The following is a 15,410-nucleotide window of genomic DNA, read 5'->3' on the forward strand; positions in this document are numbered from 1 at the left end:
TAACTGGGACGAGCTGGCTACCTTTTTTAAGTATCCGCCAGAGATTCGCAAACTCATTTACACGACCAACATTATTGAAAGCTACCATCGTCAGCTTCGAAAGGTGACCAAAGGAAAAAGCATCTTCCCATCGGATGAAGCTCTCTTAAAAATGCTCTATTTGGCCACCATGGATGTCACTCGAAAGTGGACAGGCCGCGTCCAAAACTGGGGGCAAATGCTGCTCCAGCTATCTGTTTTCTATCCAGATCGCATCGGCCAGCATCTGCGATGAAAATTTTTCTCCCCTGGGGGAGAAGTCTTTTAAATGAGTTTACACAAAAGATTTGACAGACCCTTCCCTATATCCGCCACCTGAGTACGTACGGTTCTAAATCCTTTTTTCTCATAGACAGCAATTGTGGCATCATTATATCGATTCACCGTCAGCCATATGATCCCTAACCTTCTAAACTTGGATATTTTCACTAAATATTCGATGGCATGGCTTGCATAACCTTTTCCTCGGTGCTCTTTATGTATATAAAATTTGCTTAGTAACAGCTTGCCTTCTCCTTGCTTTATACCCATATAACCGATGTTTTTGCCATTCACATTCATAAAATAATATTCATAACCCTGATTTTTAATTTGTTCAGTAAGAGCATGAACGGATTGAAATTTTTCCACCATATATTCGATTTGTTCTTTTGATATAATACTTACAAAATATTCATTCCAAATTTCTAATGCCAATTGAGCTAAGCGCGTGACTTCATCCTCTGTCTCTATTTTTAGAAATACTAAGTCCATTATCATAACTAAACCTACCTTTCCTCATAGCTAATTATTTTCATATAATTATACACCTTTTACCGATTGTATTACTATTAAAGCAACAGGCAGGATAGCATATTTGGGTGATTATATATCGGCTGTCTATACAATCATCCTCACGTTACCGATATCTATTGTACATTATTTTGTACTGAAGCATTTAGTTAAGCGAGGTTATTATTTATTTGTTATGTATTGGATAATCATTCATTTTATTTTTATTTTTTGGTTTTTATTTAATTAAGAAGGATAAAGATTACTACCAAATTTCAATCAACTGGTTAATGAAGATTACAATCTAAATTCGTAATAAAAGAGGAGAAATGAAAATCAAAAAGATCCTTATCCCATCGATTCTTACCGTATTATTTTGCATCATTTTTGTTTTGTTATTTTGGTGGCTTCAGCCAAATAAATCTTTATATGACCAAATTAATAAAGCAGTATTAGAAGCTGATTCGGATTATAGTCAATTAATGCATGTTCATGTGGATAGAGAAAGGACAATGGCGTTCTACATGACAAACAAGACAGAATTAGGCATCGTTCTACTACAGGAGAAGTTTCGTGGATATAAAGTGAAAGACTATATAGATAAAAGTCTAATATATACGGATCAAGGAATTAGTTGGCATGGATCTGTAATACAAAAGTTGAATATTCATTTGCTTTATGGAGTTGTACAAGATCCAGAAATAACTCAAGTTATTCTTATAAGTGAAGGGAATAAAGCCGCACATATAATTAATGAAGGAAACCGTATATGGTACGCTTTGATCGATAAACCATTAGAATATCCAATTACCATTCGAGCAACAAATAAAGAAGGTAAGATATTGTATGAAACCGGTGATGTTGAGTTTTGGAGTAAGTAAGTGTGACTTTATTGAATTGGTCGGGATTACTCATGGGGAATTAGAAGCGTTGAAAGAGGGCCGCACACAAGCAGATGTTGCTTATTTTATTAAAGTAACGGTTAGTAAGGTTCTGTATAATTATTAATTACCTGTACATTATCTCGTGGTCACAGTACCATAAAATGGTAATTATAACTGTTTTATTTGTATTGGAGGAATAGAATGAATATCGAAAACGTTGCGAGAGAGGCGCTCGCACAATACGATTGAAATCCACAGCAGAGATGTCCGCTGCATTGCATCGTCAAGCGAGTGAGTGGCAGCCACCGGCATCTTTTGTGCGGCCTACACACGATAGCGTCCGTGTCCGCCATTCATTGGACTAGCTCGCGCAGAAAGTGCGGGAGGGTCTATTAGATGAGCATCCTGTTCAGATCCTAAATACCGCTGGAGAAAGAGAGATAGCTATGTTTGATACACTCCCAAAAAATAATATGACTTGGGGAGTATTACATATGGATTTACTTCCGAGCAATATCGTGTATGTCGACGGAATCGCAAGTCCCATAGATTTTGGTGCATGTGGATATGGTTTTTTTCTCAATGATTTAGCCTCTACATTTTGTTTTGTTAGCCCCCAATCCAGACGACAATATATCGATTGGTATGGAACTCACTTTCCTCTACCTTGATGATTATGTAGTCCAATTAGAAGGATTCTTTATAGGCACAAGACTTTCATCAATGATACATTATCTCGGCCTACCTGATGTATTTAACTGGTTGCCTGAGGATATACAAAAGAGTTCCACCCGTGAATTTGGCGCGTATGCAAATGGGGAAAGCTTTTTGTTTTCAGGCACACCGTTTTGGGAATAAGAAGCATTTTTTATTTACGGTAACCATGAGACGCGCTTCTACCAGGTGATGACAGAGAAAAGCCCCTCCAATTGGTGGGGCTGAAAAGGATTAAAAGCTATAAAGAGAAAACTAGGCCCAGCATGAAAAGTAAGAGAAACCTTTATTTATAAGCAGCTATAGGTCCGAGCAGTTCATTCAATTGTGACTGTAGTTGCAGTCGGAGTTCCTCTACAATCGAAAAATCCGTGGCTGCTACATAGAAGGCCTTAATTTGAGAATCGATAGCTGCGGCTCCCGCCAAATGGGAGGTGGCTTCTTTCATTTTCGCTGTATAACGTTCTTTAATAGAGGCTATTTCGGCTGCATGTGCTTCATCGGTGCCGGGCGTCATAGTGAGCGTATACATATCCAATATTTCATCCCCGTCTCGATCAGGAAAGTATTCATGAGGGGCGGTACTGTCGAAGATGGCTGTGCTGAGCTGTGGGAAAATCAACATATCAAGGCTGTTTGGATCAAAGCCGCAATGAAACACTTGAACTTCAATTCCATTCGTTTCGGCAGCGGCAGCAAGCTTTTTTAGCAGTGTCGATTTTCCGGACCCTGGTCTTCCTTTGATGAAAATTCGCCTCTCCAACTGAGCGGTTAAGCTTTGAATAAAATCGAATGCACCCTTCGGAGTTGCAGCTCCGAAAAACAAGTGACGACCGATTGTTGGCGTGTCATTTTCATGACCAGCGTACAATTGTTGAATCAATTCCTGTGTAATTTGGTCTGCCTTCATGAAATCCATGTTCTCGATATAATATTTTTCCCATTCGTCATGAATCCGCAATGCGGTTAAGAATGTTTCATATGCTTGTGTATAGGTATCAATAAGCTTACCACTAAGGTCTTCGATCGTTCCTAAATGCTCTGGAAAAATACGGCTGTTATCAAGTGCTTCCCCGAAATTGATAAAGATGATTTCACCCGACTCGTTCTCCGGGATCCCCTCGCAGACTCTTCCATCAACAACACCAACCTTCAATTCTGTTGCGATGATGCCATCCAGTTCTTCGGGATGAAGCGGGGAGTGGAAGCATTGTACGTGCTGTCCTTTTTCCAGCAGGCTATCCGCCAAGCTGCGAATAACCGTCGATTTCCCCGTAGCTTGGGGACCTGTAAGGACGAATATCTGATTTAGCTCTTGAAAGGCGGAATTATACAAGAAATGGGCTCCGCGCGCGGTGTTGCCGCGGGCAAAGTAGTGGGATGATTTTTCGATCAAACTGAAACACTCCTTTGTACCTATTCTCCATTCGCAAAATTTACAGGCTCCGCGAATTTGGTCAGAATAAGTATATGTGGGATAAATACCTATGCTTCTGTATATTCAGGGTAATGCATAGTGGTGTTTCATTGCCCTCTATTTTTGAAAATGTTTCCCTTATATATCAATCATTGAAGGATATGGGCAACCAGCCGGATGCCAAAGGCGTATGGGGTATGAATAGGTGAATGTCATATATCCTGACCCCACAGATACTCTGATGCCTGCAACTACCGAAGAAGAAAAGCGGGAAGCAGACAACGCCCGATAGTCGAACGTGTGGGCACAGTGGATGATATGATCAAAAATAATCATGTTACCTGAGATACAGAGGTCTCTTTAGCCATTAATATAGCAAAGGGGATATCCCCTTTTACAACTGCCACATTACTCATTACGTAAATAACGTTTGTCTTTTAAGAAGAGCTTCCAGAACAAATAAAAAGCCGGCCCCAGTATCATCAAGCCTATTACATAAGAAATCAGTAAAGCATGAAAGGTAGCCGTATTTGTAAAGCCCTCTGCTACGGTTAAATAAGGATAAATCAAGTAGGGCATATGGGCAATGCCATATCCGATGCTCGCGAATGCATATTGAATAATAATCGCGGTAAAAGCCAACCGTGGAATCCCCACCTTATCTGGCTCGGTCTTCCACCACAATGCGCTGTAGCCGACGATAAAGGTTAGGAACGATAGTGTATACCATAGCCCTTGTCCCAGGATACCATTGACAATCCATTGTGCACTGGGCACCATCGTATAGGTTGTAATCACAGCAAAAAAGAGTGTGAAAGGGCCCAGCCAGATGGCAGCTTTTCGATAAAGTCGATAAGACGAATCGTCCTTGGATTCATTGGAATAGTCAGCCAGAAACAGGGAAGACAAGAACAATTCGGTTGAAATCCCGAAGCCCAGGTGGGCCCATTCGGTCGGATTGGCTAGCAACCTTCCGAAATACAGGTAAGGAACCTCATCAACTATGTCAATAAAGCCCCCTAATGTGATAGGAAGAATACTAAGAAGCAGCGCTGGAATTAATAAACCTGTTATTCCAGATACAACGCGCAGCATCCTTCCGTATTTCTGGGACGAATAGGCATATACCATAAAGCTGCTGCGGATCAACAGCAGGAAAAGCACCAAGCTGACCGGGAGTAGCAAGGCTGTACCCAACAAAGCAATGGCAGTAGGGAAGAAACCGACTAAAGCGACTACAACCAATACCAAAAAAGTATTGGTAACCTCCCATGTTGGAGACAGGAAACGATTGGCCAATGCACCAGCATTCGTCGCTTCATTGCGACCATACACCATCCCCCAGAAGCCCGCTCCAAAGTCAATAGAACCCAGAATGGAATAAATAAACACCATGAACCAGACAAGCACAATCGCGAGCGTCGACTCATCCATTCGTTCCCACTCCCTCCTGCGATATAGGTACAGAGGTTGTTAACTCCTTGGAGACGGGGTGACGTTTAAAGTAAAAGATCAGCATCAGGATGGTAAGCACGAGCAGTACGGCATAAGTGCTCAGAAACATCATAAATAAGAAGCCGAGGTTACCTGTCTTGGTTGCCGCTTCGGCCGTAAGCTGAATGTGGTAGATCGTCCAAGGTTGACGACCGGAGCAGCTGAATATCCAGCCTGACTCAATACCTATCAGGGATAAGGCCCCTGAGCTTACCATAATCATAAGCAGCCAACGTGGATAAGGCCTGCGAAATAAATAACGATAAGCCAGGGCAAGAAACGACACCGCTATTAAAAAAACGCCGATAACAACCATAACATTAAATAAAGTATGGATATATAACGGAGGCCATAGTTCCCGCGGATATTCGTTTAAGCCCTTTACCACCGTATCGAATCGATTTCCAGCTAAGAAGCTCAGTGCCCATGGAATATGTATGCCTCCCATAACTTCCTGAGCCTGCTCACTCACGCTGCCAAACACGACTAATGGTGCATGATCCGTGGTCTGAAATAGCCCTTCTGCAGCTGCCAGCTTCTCCGGCTGGTATTCGTGCAGCATTTGAGCGGTTCCATGTCCAGTGATAGACGTCACGAATGACATGCTTGCACCGACAAAAAGGCTTAATAACATACTTTTATGGTGGTAATCGTTCTCCTCTTTGTGCTTGCCTCGCTGCAACAATTTATAAGCAGCAAGCGATACGATGATAAAAGCCCCTGTCATATAAGCCGATGCCACCACATGCGTAGCTGTAGTAAACAAGCTGGGGCTGAATATAGCTGCGACGGGATTGACATCGGTTACTTCACCGTTGACCATTTTGAATCCGGTAGGTGTATTCATCCATGCATGGGCATCTGTAATTAATACAGCTGACATTGTTGCACCCAATGCAACAAAAAAAACACTGATAATACGCATCGTCGGCGACAATCGGTCGGCTGCATAAACATAGATAGACATAAATAAAGCTTCCAGCATAAAAGCCCATATTTCTACCTGAAAAGGGACAGCAATGACCTTACCGACGATTTCCATAAAGCCTGGGAACAGCAAGGAAAGCATGACACCCACGAGGGTTCCTGAAGGGATTGCTACACCCAGTATGATCGCGAAGCCTCTGGTCCATCTTTTGGCAAGTATAGAGTAATGATGATGTTTGGTGATCTGAAATAATATTTCTGCAAATACAACCATGAAGGGAATACCCACACCCAAAGTCGCAAAAATAATATGAAAGGCCATGGATGAACCGAATAAAGCACGCGCCAAGACTACTGTTTCCAAATCTACACTCCCTTTTGGTTCATTCATGCAGCAATTTGTTCTTATGGTAATATGATCCAGATAGATCCTGAATATGCATCGATTTAGACGGATTGATTTACCCATACCTTTTTAGCGCTCAGCGATATTACTGGTCATTGGGCAAAGAACTCGATTCAAAAAGCAGTAGCTGGCAGGGTACGTTAACGGTTAGGCTGACGAAGCAAGGGTTTGAGGTATTTGAGGTTAAACTAGACCTAGCCGAATGATTTTTAAAAAAGGCTGTGTCTCTGAAAATATATAGGTGAGACATTCTGTGATGCACCGTGATGCACCGTGATGGTTGGAATCAGATTAACGCGTAGGATAATGGAAATATGTTGGAGAAAATAGGGAGATGAAAAGAACGGAGGGAATAAATATGTATTGTCCATTCTGCTTTCCAGAAAAAGATAAAGAACAAAGTATCGTTCTTAGTAACGAAAGTTGTTTATTCGTTCAAAAACCTCAACCTGTCTTATTGGGTTCAGGCTTAATTATTCCTAAATCACATAGGGAAACTATATTTGATTTAACTCCCCAAGAATGGCAAGCAACTTTTGAACTTTTACAACAGGTTAAGGGACTAATTGATAAAGAATATCAGCCTCAAGCTTACAATGTTGGCTGGAATTGCGGTCATGTTGGAGGACAGGAAATATTTCATGCACATATGCATGTTATCCCTAGATTTAAAGATGAGCCCTTAGCAGGAAAGGGTATTAGGCACTTCTTAAAACAACCATCTAACCAACGGGTTAGACAGAATGAAAGTTGAGTTATTCCGCTAACGGCGAACGGTAGTTGAGGAGCACGCTATGCAGCAGCTCCTCTAAAAATGGATTATTATGGTGCTAAGTATGAGTACGTACGGTCTTGTTTCCGGTGTGAAGAACAGTGTTCGCTGGAGCGTTAGCTTAAAAATGGGGCTTTCCAAAGTTATGGAAGTAATGGGGATAATTCAATATCAATTTTATCAGCGATAAGAGTATAAAACTCTGGAAACCGCTGATCTGTGGAGCTTGGTATTTCTTCAAAGGTTCGTATAAACAACCCTACTGTCCCAATTGCAGTTATAATGTCACCAACTGTCCAACTTCTCACTAATACTTTCCCCAATTCATAGCGTTCTTCTTCGGGCAATAATTTAGCGAAAGCCACTTCTCCTTCTCTAACATTATCGTCAAAGTAATTCCCAGTTGGTTGTTTTAAGTTATTTGTGTTCATCCATGCACGTGCGAAAGGATGAAAATCTGTCAAGATAAGCCGACCATTTTTCCCTAATCTGCGACGAACAACAGAAAAAATAGCGTTGAGGTCTGTAAAGTAATGCAAAATACCAAATTCCATCAATACGATATCAAATTTACCTAATGTCTCTTCGTTCGGGATATTCAAGACGTCAGAACAGATATAGTTGAGTTCAACACCAACGGCAGCGGCAGTCTGTATTGCGTACAACCGATTTTCTTCAGATATGTCCACTACGGTAACATCAGCACCAAGCATTGCTAGAGAAATTGCCTTTCGACCGTGCGAGCCTAGGAGGTTAATAACTCTCTTGCCAGTTGGATCACCAATATACTTTAACCAATACCGAAGATGATGCTTGTGTTTGATTTTTAGCTCGCTCGCAAGTTCATCAGGTGTTCCATACTTTTGAACCCAAGCCTGATACGCTTTGGTTTCCCACGCAACCTTGTTCGCAAATGCCAGTTTATCTTGCATACACATACCTCCCAGATTAATTTTTCACCGCGGAAGGTATATATTACCATTTATGAATAAATTGTCAACCTTTTTTAACTCTATTGTTCATTCAACAAAAAGAGCGCTCCCCGCCTTCGATTGGGCTATGCGAGTAGCATGTAGTTCATTGTACCGGTTCTTAAATTATTTAAAAAAAGCAAAATACTACGCTAGATTTTCTTGAAAAAATCTCATAAATTACTACAGGTATTTAAGCTAAAGTAGTCTGACAAGAAATTTATCCCATTTCCGATTTTGACCAGAACATAATCTCATTCCCAACTGATCGATGCGGATGGATTAGGAGGATAAACATCATCTCAGTATCCGTGGCCTGATGATTGAAAGGGCAGAATTAATATTGAATTTATATTCATAATTACGTATAATAATACAAATTAAGCAAAATGTTTTCCATGAGGATTAAATACAGCTGAGCGGGAGCCTACTGAGATGAAAATAAGTAAACATAGTGCTGAACATTATATTTGGGGAGATAATTGTGATGGTTGGCATTTAGTTAAAAATAGCAATTTAAGCGTAATACATGAAAGAATGCCAGCAAATACTTCAGAAGTAAAGCATTATCATCAACAATCACGTCAATTTTTCTTTGGCTTGTCGGGTACTGCAACCATCGAAATTGAAGGTAAAGAAGTTGTCCTAAATCCACAAGAGGGAGTCGAGGTTTCTCCTTTGGTACCTCACCAAATGTACAATAAATCAAACGATGAAATTGAATTTTTGGTTATTTCTCAACCTATAAGTAAGGGCGATCGTATATTAGTCGAGTAAGTCTTTAAATAAAAACCAGCTAACATCTGAACTGCACCCCAATTGTTAGACATAATCTAACAATTGGAGGTACAGTTTTTTATTGGCAGATTTAGTTCAGACAATACATCCAACGTGATCGGCAGTTTCATTACGTTAACAGTCAGATAAATGCAACATTTGAATAAATATTGGCGTTCTAATGTATAGGAATTAACTATATAAGATGAACTAAAAAAACACAGCTCGAGCGGAGAAAGTGGACCCTTCTGGAGAAACGAAGTGTTCGCCTTTGCAGACGGATTCTTACCCCTATGGGGATAAGAATCGAAAGAATCTGGCTGCAACAGCGACTGGAAGAGGGGGGTCTGCTTTCGCAGCGACTCTTTGCTGTCATGATGTTTAGTTCATCTTATATAGTTATTTTAATTAAAGGAGGGAAGTATGTGCGGATCGTTGTGTTCTTTCTTTTGTTTATGTGTTTCATTACAACAGGGTGCACGAAAGATGAAATCTTAAATTCTTCAAAACAGACTAAAACAATTGGAAATCCAACTGCAGAAAAAGTTTTAACAATGGATCCGAATGCTAAAATTTTTTTGTATAAAGATATTATTTATAATGCAGGAATTCCTTGGGTAAACGAGTTGACATTAACCAAAGACATACAAATAACTGAAATTACTCACCAAAGTAAAAATGGTAAAGCTTTTATTAACGGAACAGCAAATAAACTGGCAATTGGATCAAAGATCTTTCGTGTTAAAGAGCGAAATGACATACTAATAGCTGAAACAGATAGAGGAGACATTAGATTTTATCAATTGGTTGAAGGATAATAGTGATTTTCGATGTCGGTTGCAACTATGCTAACACTTTTAGTTAACCCTTGGGTCAATGGTCGTTGTTCCACGAATACAGTCGTTCCATTAAGCTCTGACGGGAAACGATAGCACAATAATAAGTAATACAGATTAAACCCTCCCCAATTCTAGCAAAACTAGAGATAACTTATATTAGAGAGGGTTTTTATTATGCCATTGAAGGATTTATGAATGCTGTATGAAGTTGACAAACGCGCGGTGAGTGTAGGAGCGAATTATATCGTCGATATCTTTAGGAAATTTCATTTGTTACTTTTCAAGTAAAAATAGACTCCCATACTGACTATTGTAAATAACCCTCCAGTGATTTGAGAAGAAGTAACTGCTTCCCCTAAGAGAAAAAACGCAAGTATTATTGCAAGTACGGGCTCACCAATTACACCGACAGACACAGTTGTTGCGCCCATTGATTTTAACAATAGATTAAATATTAAATGACCAAATATAGTTGGAATAACAGCAAGTACAAAGAAGTATATCCAGTCAGAGGAACGATAATCTGTCAGATTAAAATTGTTGACCAGGCTGTAAATTAACATTACGCTACCACCAAGGAAAAAAACAATAATACTGTATACATTAGCTGATATGTTTTGACTCACTTTTTGCCCTGCCAGCATATATACAGAAATCGAGATCGTCCCTAATAACGATAGTACATCTCCTATTATCGCCCCTCTAGAGACCCCAATATCTCCCCAAGCTATAATTAAAGAACCGAATACTGCAGTTACCATGCATAATGCTTTTAGTTTACTAACTCTTTCTTTAAAAATAAAATAAGAGCCGATCATTACGAATAAAGGTTGAAGAGTCAAGATAACCATCGAACTGGCTACGGATGTGTACGATAAAGATTCCATCCAAAATAAAAAATGCAGTCCGAGGAAAAATCCCGCTAAAAAAATAATGCTCCAGTCTTTTTTGGTTAGTTGTGTGAAGTTGAGCTTTTTCCAAGACACAAATGGCAGCAAAATCAAAACGGTTATATATAACCTATACATTCCTGCAACGGAGGGAGGAGTATTTGATGACTTGATCAAGATTGAAGATATAGCAACTGCAAGAATACTGATAAAAAGCAAAATAAACGGATTGACAACTAGTTTTGGTTTATTTAGTTTCATGGATACCCCCCATTTTAAGTTCAGATTTATGACACGCTTGTTTCAAAAAGAGAACCAACGGGATATAATAATATCATCATTTTAAACGGAAAAATATAAAAATATCCTCATATAATATAGATATATCTTCATTCGAGGAGAAAGGCAGTGTATGGCTAATAAATTGCACGAGATCAATCATTATCCCGATGCTTCATTTCCTTACGCAATGTATACCATCACTTCCTTAAGCTGTACTCATGAGGGAAGAGGTTTTAATGAATTACATTGGCATGAAGAACTTCAGTTTACTCTAGTAACTGAAGGGAAAATAATTATCCAAGTCAATGGTGTAAATCATGAGTTAGCAGCTGGGGAGGCCATTTTTATAAATAAGGGAGTACTACATGAAACCAAGCAGGTTATTCAAAATAGTGAATATGTAAGCTTTAATTTCCCTGACAAATTACTCGCATTTTATTCAGATAGCTATATGGAAAAAAATTATGTTCTACCCTTTACCAACTCTTTATTCTTATCTCTAATTATCAAATCCGATGTTGAATGGCAAAGTATCATGTTAGAGACATTGTGGGTGTTAAAAGACATGTTCATAGCAAACAAGAACTGGGGCTGGGAATACGAGGTTTCCATTAAGACTGTACAGTTATGGTTGACCATGATAAAAAATGTTTCTCTGACTTCCATGGAATCACCTAAAAATACAAAACAGCAGCAAGAACGAATTCAGTTAATGATTAGTTATATTCATCAAAACTATTCAAATAATATCATACTTCAAGAAATTGCCGAGGCAGCACATTTAAGCATCTCTGAGTGCAATCGTAGTTTTAAAAGAACACTTCATATGACGCCTTATGACTATCTAATAAAATATCGAATTAAAAAAAGTGCTGAGTTATTAAATGTTACCGGGTGCTCAATTACTGAAATAGCCGGTAGAGTTGGTTTCAATAATGTAAATCATTTTATACAGTCCTTTAAAAAACATCTCAGTAAAACACCTAACGAATACCGTAAAGACAAGAATGAGAGGATGTAGCCCAATTTGATAGGAGGTTTGCAATCATGGAGATGAAGAAACTCATCGATCAGGTTCTTCACGTTGACCCGGATGCATTTGAACATATTGTTCGGCATTTTCAGAGGAAGATATTTACGTTTTGTTATTAAAAATAAAACGGCTGACCGGAAAGTCATATATTTAGAAATAAACGGAAATTTGTCAAAGGAGGATTTGGTGAAAATTGCAAAGATATACTTAGGAAAATAATTGTCAATTTCAGGGCACTTCAGTAGTGCCCTGATTTGCCGTTGTGTGGCTTATTAAGGAAGGAGATTCGATGATGGAACCTTTTACTGGTAAAGTTTCTTCCATTATTCAGAACGGATCGCTAAACGGCGACCGCTTATGAGTATAATCGCAACTGAGGTCAGCAATAAGCATGCGCATATGCTATACATATAGGAATAGGACAAATGATCAGCAATAGTTCCCATCACCATGTTGCCAAGTACAAGTCCGAGATCGGATACAGCAATGAATAGGCCGATTAACGTATTCCGGGATGACATCGGCAACACAAAGGTCAAATGAACGAAGCTCCGCCATAAACGGCTAATGCCAATAGCTTCAAACCAATAGCCATACTCGTCAGCAAGCCGACGACAAAACGGGGATGCCACTGGCCATCTGAAGGAACTCGTTTGCGTAATGCGAATCTGCAAAAAACCATCACGACAGCTTGGAGCATCAAGTATATACCAGCGTGACCGACACCACTTTGTTTGGTATATAGCGCAATGAACGTTGTAACGGCGCCGAAGGCGACAGAAGCAATAAGCATAGCCGTACTGCATACGAGAAATGCACGATGAGTCCACAGCTGGCGTAACTGAGAAAGCATGGACATTTCTTGTTGCGGCTGGTCCTGATGTCCTTGCGAACCGGAAGGCAGCGGTGCCGTATAGCCAATGATACCCGTGGTAAGGGCAATAACGATGATTGTTGCCGAGAATGCGTTCATCCCGCCCCAATCCCATAAAGTTAAAGCCACTATAGGACCTATTACCGCAGGCAGCATGCCTGCTAACAAATAGGCTGGTATGAGAAAGGGAATTGGCACTAGTTACGTAAGGGGCACCAACATCCAGCTTACCAGCTTTGTGTGGTGAAAAAGTTGGTCGGACTACTTATAAAAATATGGAAGCCGATTATTCTCTGAGGAGTATAGTCGGCTTTTTAAGTTAAGCGGTTTTTGATATAGCCAAAAGCTATAACTAAATATAGTTTATTCCGATTATATTGTATCTGCTAAATTGTGATATTTTTAATTTAACAATTAGTAGGTGATGTAGCGTTCACAGGGGAAATGACCGTCGAAGAAACGAAATACGCCCAGTCACGGACTGGACAGCCTGTTAAAGGAATGTTGACCGGACCGATTACCATCATGAACTGGTCGTTCGTCCGCGAAGATATCCCTCGCGAGCAAATTGCCTACCAATTGGCGTATGCGCTTAGACAGGAAGTTGAGGCTCTAGAACAGGCGGGTATCGGGATGATACAGTCGACGAACCTGAAGTTCGCGTCATAGCTTTGAATTGAACACTTACAAGCTGGGCATCGGTCTTGGTGTATACGATATCCACAGTCCGCTATCCCGAGTGCCGACAATTGTGGCCGCTGCCGATGGCCATACATCGGAATAGATGGCATGTTCAAGCTGATCGGCTGTGGACGTGCCATCTGTTCAGTGGTCTTTATGAAGCTTTTTTATTTATATACATTCGAGATTTCTGGACGAAGCTATCTTTCTTGTACTATTAAAATCAAACATAATCAAGCATTCTAAGGAGAGATTTATTATGGAACAATTACGTAAACAAGATCCGAAAATTGTTGAGGCTATGAATTTGGAGATTGGCCGTCAACGTGACAAAATTGAATTAATCGCTTCTGAAAACTTCGTAAGTGAGGCTGTAATGCAAGCAATGGGAACGGTGTTGACCAATAAGTATGCAGAAGGTTACCCTGGTAAACGCTACTATGGCGGATGTGAGTACGTGGATATCGTTGAGGATATTGCACGTGACCGTGCTAAAGAATTGTTCGGTGCTGAGCACGTGAACGTACAACCGCATTCCGGTGCGCAAGCGAATATGGCTGTTTATTTGGCAGCTCTAAAGCCAGGCGACACAGTACTTGGTATGAACCTGGCGCATGGCGGCCACTTAACTCACGGAAGTCCCGTGAATGCATCCGGTATTCTTTATAACTTTGTTGCTTATGGCGTTAGAGAGAGTGATGCACATATCGATTATAACGAGGTCCGCAAATTAGCATTTAAGCACAAGCCTCGCATGATTGTAGCCGGTGCCAGCGCTTACTCACGCACCATTGATTTTGAAGCATTGGCTTCTATTGCCAATGATATAGGCGCCTTATTGTTTGTTGATATGGCTCACATTGCGGGCCTAGTTGCAGCAGGCTTGCATCCGAATCCGGTTCCACATGCACATTTTGTTACTACGACTACACATAAAACGCTTCGTGGGCCTCGCGGAGGCATGATCTTATGCCGAAAATCATGGGCAGCTGCAATTGATAAAGGGGTATTCCCGGGTACTCAAGGTGGCCCATTGATGCATATTATTGCGGCTAAAGCAGTTGCTTTTGGCGAAGCGCTTCAACCGGAATTCAAAACCTACGCGCAAAATGTTGTCAATAACGCTAAAACCTTGTCCGAAGCCTTATTGGCTGAAGGTATTGACCTTGTATCTGGCGGTACAGACAACCACTTGATGTTGATCGACCTTCGCAGCCTTAATATTAGCGGCAAAGCAGCAGAGCATTTGTTAGATGAAGTGGGCGTAACGGTAAACAAGAATGCGATCCCTTTTGACCCTGCTAAGCCTATGGTTACAAGCGGTGTTCGGATTGGTACACCTGCTGCTACTGCCCGCGGCATGGACCAAGAGGCTATGAAAGTAATAGCTATAATCATCGCTTTGACATTAAAAAACCAATCTGACGAAGCGGTACATGAAAAAGTGCGCGGGATGGTAAAGGATTTAACCGCACAATTCCCGCTTTATCCGGGTTTGAGCTACTAACAGTTGTATTTTATATAAAATTTGGTGTGTAACTGGCGTAAACATGGAGAACCATGAGGGAGCACATATTTAAATCGCCGTACGCCTGGGCAAAGTATTTGATCTTAGGATCGAATGCTTTTTTATTTTTAG

16 protein-coding genes, 1 pseudogene and 1 riboswitch are annotated in these 15,410 nt (G+C 40.5%); of the genes and pseudogenes, 9 read left to right on the plus strand and 8 right to left on the minus strand.

All coding sequences use genetic code 11. The features are described 5' to 3' along the window. The coding region (locus BM210_RS29245) for a transposase (protein ID WP_143101109.1) at positions 1–274 on the plus strand (274 nt) is incomplete at its 5' end. A gap of 29 nt (positions 275–303) precedes the next feature. Here the strand turns inward: BM210_RS29245 and BM210_RS29250 are convergent. Continuing rightward, positions 304–798 (minus strand): GNAT family N-acetyltransferase, encoded by a 495-nt coding sequence (locus tag BM210_RS29250; protein ID WP_371263565.1) that lies wholly within the window; start codon positions 796–798, stop codon positions 304–306. A gap of 341 nt (positions 799–1,139) precedes the next feature. Between BM210_RS29250 and BM210_RS29255 the strand changes: the two genes are divergently transcribed. Then, positions 1,140–1,691, plus strand: coding sequence for a hypothetical protein (locus tag BM210_RS29255; protein WP_091176019.1), 552 nt, complete (start codon positions 1,140–1,142; stop codon positions 1,689–1,691). A gap of 476 nt (positions 1,692–2,167) precedes the next feature. Further along, complete coding sequence (locus BM210_RS35890; protein ID WP_256224137.1) at positions 2,168–2,365, plus strand: hypothetical protein; 198 nt, start codon at positions 2,168–2,170, stop codon at positions 2,363–2,365. Positions 2,366–2,694: 329 nt separating this feature from the next. Here the strand turns inward: BM210_RS35890 and BM210_RS29260 are convergent, their stop codons facing one another. The 3 genes from BM210_RS29260 to BM210_RS29270 form a co-directional block, all read right to left on the minus strand. Then, positions 2,695–3,804, minus strand: a complete 1,110-nt coding sequence (locus BM210_RS29260; RefSeq protein WP_091176020.1) for a PRK06851 family protein — start codon at positions 3,802–3,804, stop codon at positions 2,695–2,697. A 429-nt stretch (positions 3,805–4,233) separates the two neighbouring features. Beyond that, the gene (locus BM210_RS29265) at positions 4,234–5,259 is read right to left on the minus strand and encodes a cytochrome d ubiquinol oxidase subunit II (RefSeq protein WP_091176021.1); all 1,026 of its coding nucleotides are present in this window, start codon (positions 5,257–5,259) and stop codon (positions 4,234–4,236) included. Further along, on the minus strand, positions 5,252–6,610 hold the full coding sequence (locus BM210_RS29270) for a cytochrome ubiquinol oxidase subunit I (protein WP_091176023.1): 1,359 nt from the start codon (positions 6,608–6,610) through the stop codon (positions 5,252–5,254). The genes BM210_RS29265 and BM210_RS29270 overlap by 8 nt, the downstream gene beginning before the upstream one ends. 376 nt (positions 6,611–6,986) lie before the next feature. Between BM210_RS29270 and BM210_RS29275 the strand changes: the two genes are divergently transcribed. After that, a complete protein-coding gene (locus tag BM210_RS29275) occupies positions 6,987–7,406 on the plus strand; it encodes an HIT family protein (protein ID WP_256224131.1) in 420 nt (139 codons plus the stop codon). Between the two features lie 161 nt (positions 7,407–7,567). On the opposite strand, the gene BM210_RS29280 is transcribed toward BM210_RS29275, so the two are convergent. Further along, the gene (locus BM210_RS29280) at positions 7,568–8,356 is read right to left on the minus strand and encodes a class I SAM-dependent methyltransferase (protein ID WP_177238068.1); all 789 of its coding nucleotides are present in this window, start codon (positions 8,354–8,356) and stop codon (positions 7,568–7,570) included. A gap of 474 nt (positions 8,357–8,830) precedes the next feature. Between BM210_RS29280 and BM210_RS29285 the strand changes: the two genes are divergently transcribed. Both BM210_RS29285 and BM210_RS29290 read left to right on the plus strand, forming a co-directional pair. Continuing rightward, on the plus strand, positions 8,831–9,172 hold the full coding sequence (locus BM210_RS29285) for a cupin domain-containing protein (RefSeq protein WP_091176026.1): 342 nt from the start codon (positions 8,831–8,833) through the stop codon (positions 9,170–9,172). A 425-nt stretch (positions 9,173–9,597) separates the two neighbouring features. After that, entirely contained in the window at positions 9,598–9,990 is a 393-nt protein-coding gene (locus BM210_RS29290; RefSeq protein WP_143101119.1) for a hypothetical protein, read from the plus strand. 287 nt (positions 9,991–10,277) lie between these two features. On the opposite strand, the gene BM210_RS29295 is transcribed toward BM210_RS29290, so the two are convergent. Beyond that, positions 10,278–11,162 carry a DMT family transporter gene (locus tag BM210_RS29295; protein WP_091176030.1) on the minus strand — a complete coding sequence of 295 codons (885 nt, stop codon included), beginning with the start codon at positions 11,160–11,162 and terminating at the stop codon, positions 10,278–10,280. A 151-nt stretch (positions 11,163–11,313) separates the two neighbouring features. On the opposite strand from BM210_RS29295, the gene BM210_RS29300 reads away from it, so the two are divergent. Continuing rightward, complete coding sequence (locus BM210_RS29300) at positions 11,314–12,204, plus strand: AraC family transcriptional regulator (RefSeq protein ID WP_091176032.1); 891 nt, start codon at positions 11,314–11,316, stop codon at positions 12,202–12,204. Between the two features lie 335 nt (positions 12,205–12,539). On the opposite strand, the gene BM210_RS29305 is transcribed toward BM210_RS29300, so the two are convergent. Both BM210_RS29305 and BM210_RS29310 read right to left on the minus strand, forming a co-directional pair. After that, positions 12,540–12,755, minus strand: a complete 216-nt coding sequence (locus BM210_RS29305) for a hypothetical protein (RefSeq protein WP_091176034.1) — start codon at positions 12,753–12,755, stop codon at positions 12,540–12,542. Continuing rightward, on the minus strand, positions 12,752–13,288 hold the full coding sequence (locus BM210_RS29310; RefSeq protein ID WP_143101120.1) for an MFS transporter: 537 nt from the start codon (positions 13,286–13,288) through the stop codon (positions 12,752–12,754). Before BM210_RS29310 ends, BM210_RS29305 begins: the two co-directional genes overlap by 4 nt. 216 nt (positions 13,289–13,504) lie before the next feature. Here BM210_RS29310 and BM210_RS35895 point away from each other — a divergent pair. Then, a pseudogene (locus tag BM210_RS35895) lies at positions 13,505–13,841 on the plus strand (hypothetical protein); the annotation flags it as partial. A gap of 189 nt (positions 13,842–14,030) precedes the next feature. Next, on the plus strand, positions 14,031–15,278 hold the full coding sequence (glyA, locus tag BM210_RS29320; protein ID WP_091176038.1) for a serine hydroxymethyltransferase: 1,248 nt from the start codon (positions 14,031–14,033) through the stop codon (positions 15,276–15,278). Positions 15,279–15,296: 18 nt separating this feature from the next. After that, a riboswitch (ZMP/ZTP riboswitch) is annotated at positions 15,297–15,376 on the plus strand. The last annotated feature ends 34 nt before the right edge of the window (positions 15,377–15,410 follow it).

The organism is Paenibacillus sp. 1_12, assembly GCF_900114475.1.
Taxonomy (GTDB): domain Bacteria; phylum Bacillota; class Bacilli; order Paenibacillales; family NBRC-103111; genus Paenibacillus_S.

Excerpts from the sequence above, each read along its gene's own strand:
- BM210_RS29275 (WP_256224131.1), top strand. The coding sequence starts at position 6,987 with ATGAAAAGAACGGAGGGAATAAATATGTATTGTCCATTCTGCTTTCCA.
- BM210_RS29285 (WP_091176026.1), top strand. The coding sequence starts at position 8,831 with ATGAAAATAAGTAAACATAGTGCTGAACATTATATTTGGGGAGATAAT.
- BM210_RS29250 (WP_371263565.1), bottom strand. The coding sequence starts at position 798 with ATGATAATGGACTTAGTATTTCTAAAAATAGAGACAGAGGATGAAGTC.
- BM210_RS29265 (WP_091176021.1), bottom strand. The coding sequence starts at position 5,259 with ATGGATGAGTCGACGCTCGCGATTGTGCTTGTCTGGTTCATGGTGTTT.
- BM210_RS29255 (WP_091176019.1), top strand. The coding sequence starts at position 1,140 with ATGAAAATCAAAAAGATCCTTATCCCATCGATTCTTACCGTATTATTT.
- BM210_RS35890 (WP_256224137.1), top strand. The coding sequence starts at position 2,168 with ATGACTTGGGGAGTATTACATATGGATTTACTTCCGAGCAATATCGTG.
- glyA (WP_091176038.1), top strand. The coding sequence starts at position 14,031 with ATGGAACAATTACGTAAACAAGATCCGAAAATTGTTGAGGCTATGAAT.
- BM210_RS29300 (WP_091176032.1), top strand. The coding sequence starts at position 11,314 with ATGGCTAATAAATTGCACGAGATCAATCATTATCCCGATGCTTCATTT.
- BM210_RS29295 (WP_091176030.1), bottom strand. The coding sequence starts at position 11,162 with ATGAAACTAAATAAACCAAAACTAGTTGTCAATCCGTTTATTTTGCTT.
- BM210_RS29280 (WP_177238068.1), bottom strand. The coding sequence starts at position 8,356 with ATGCAAGATAAACTGGCATTTGCGAACAAGGTTGCGTGGGAAACCAAA.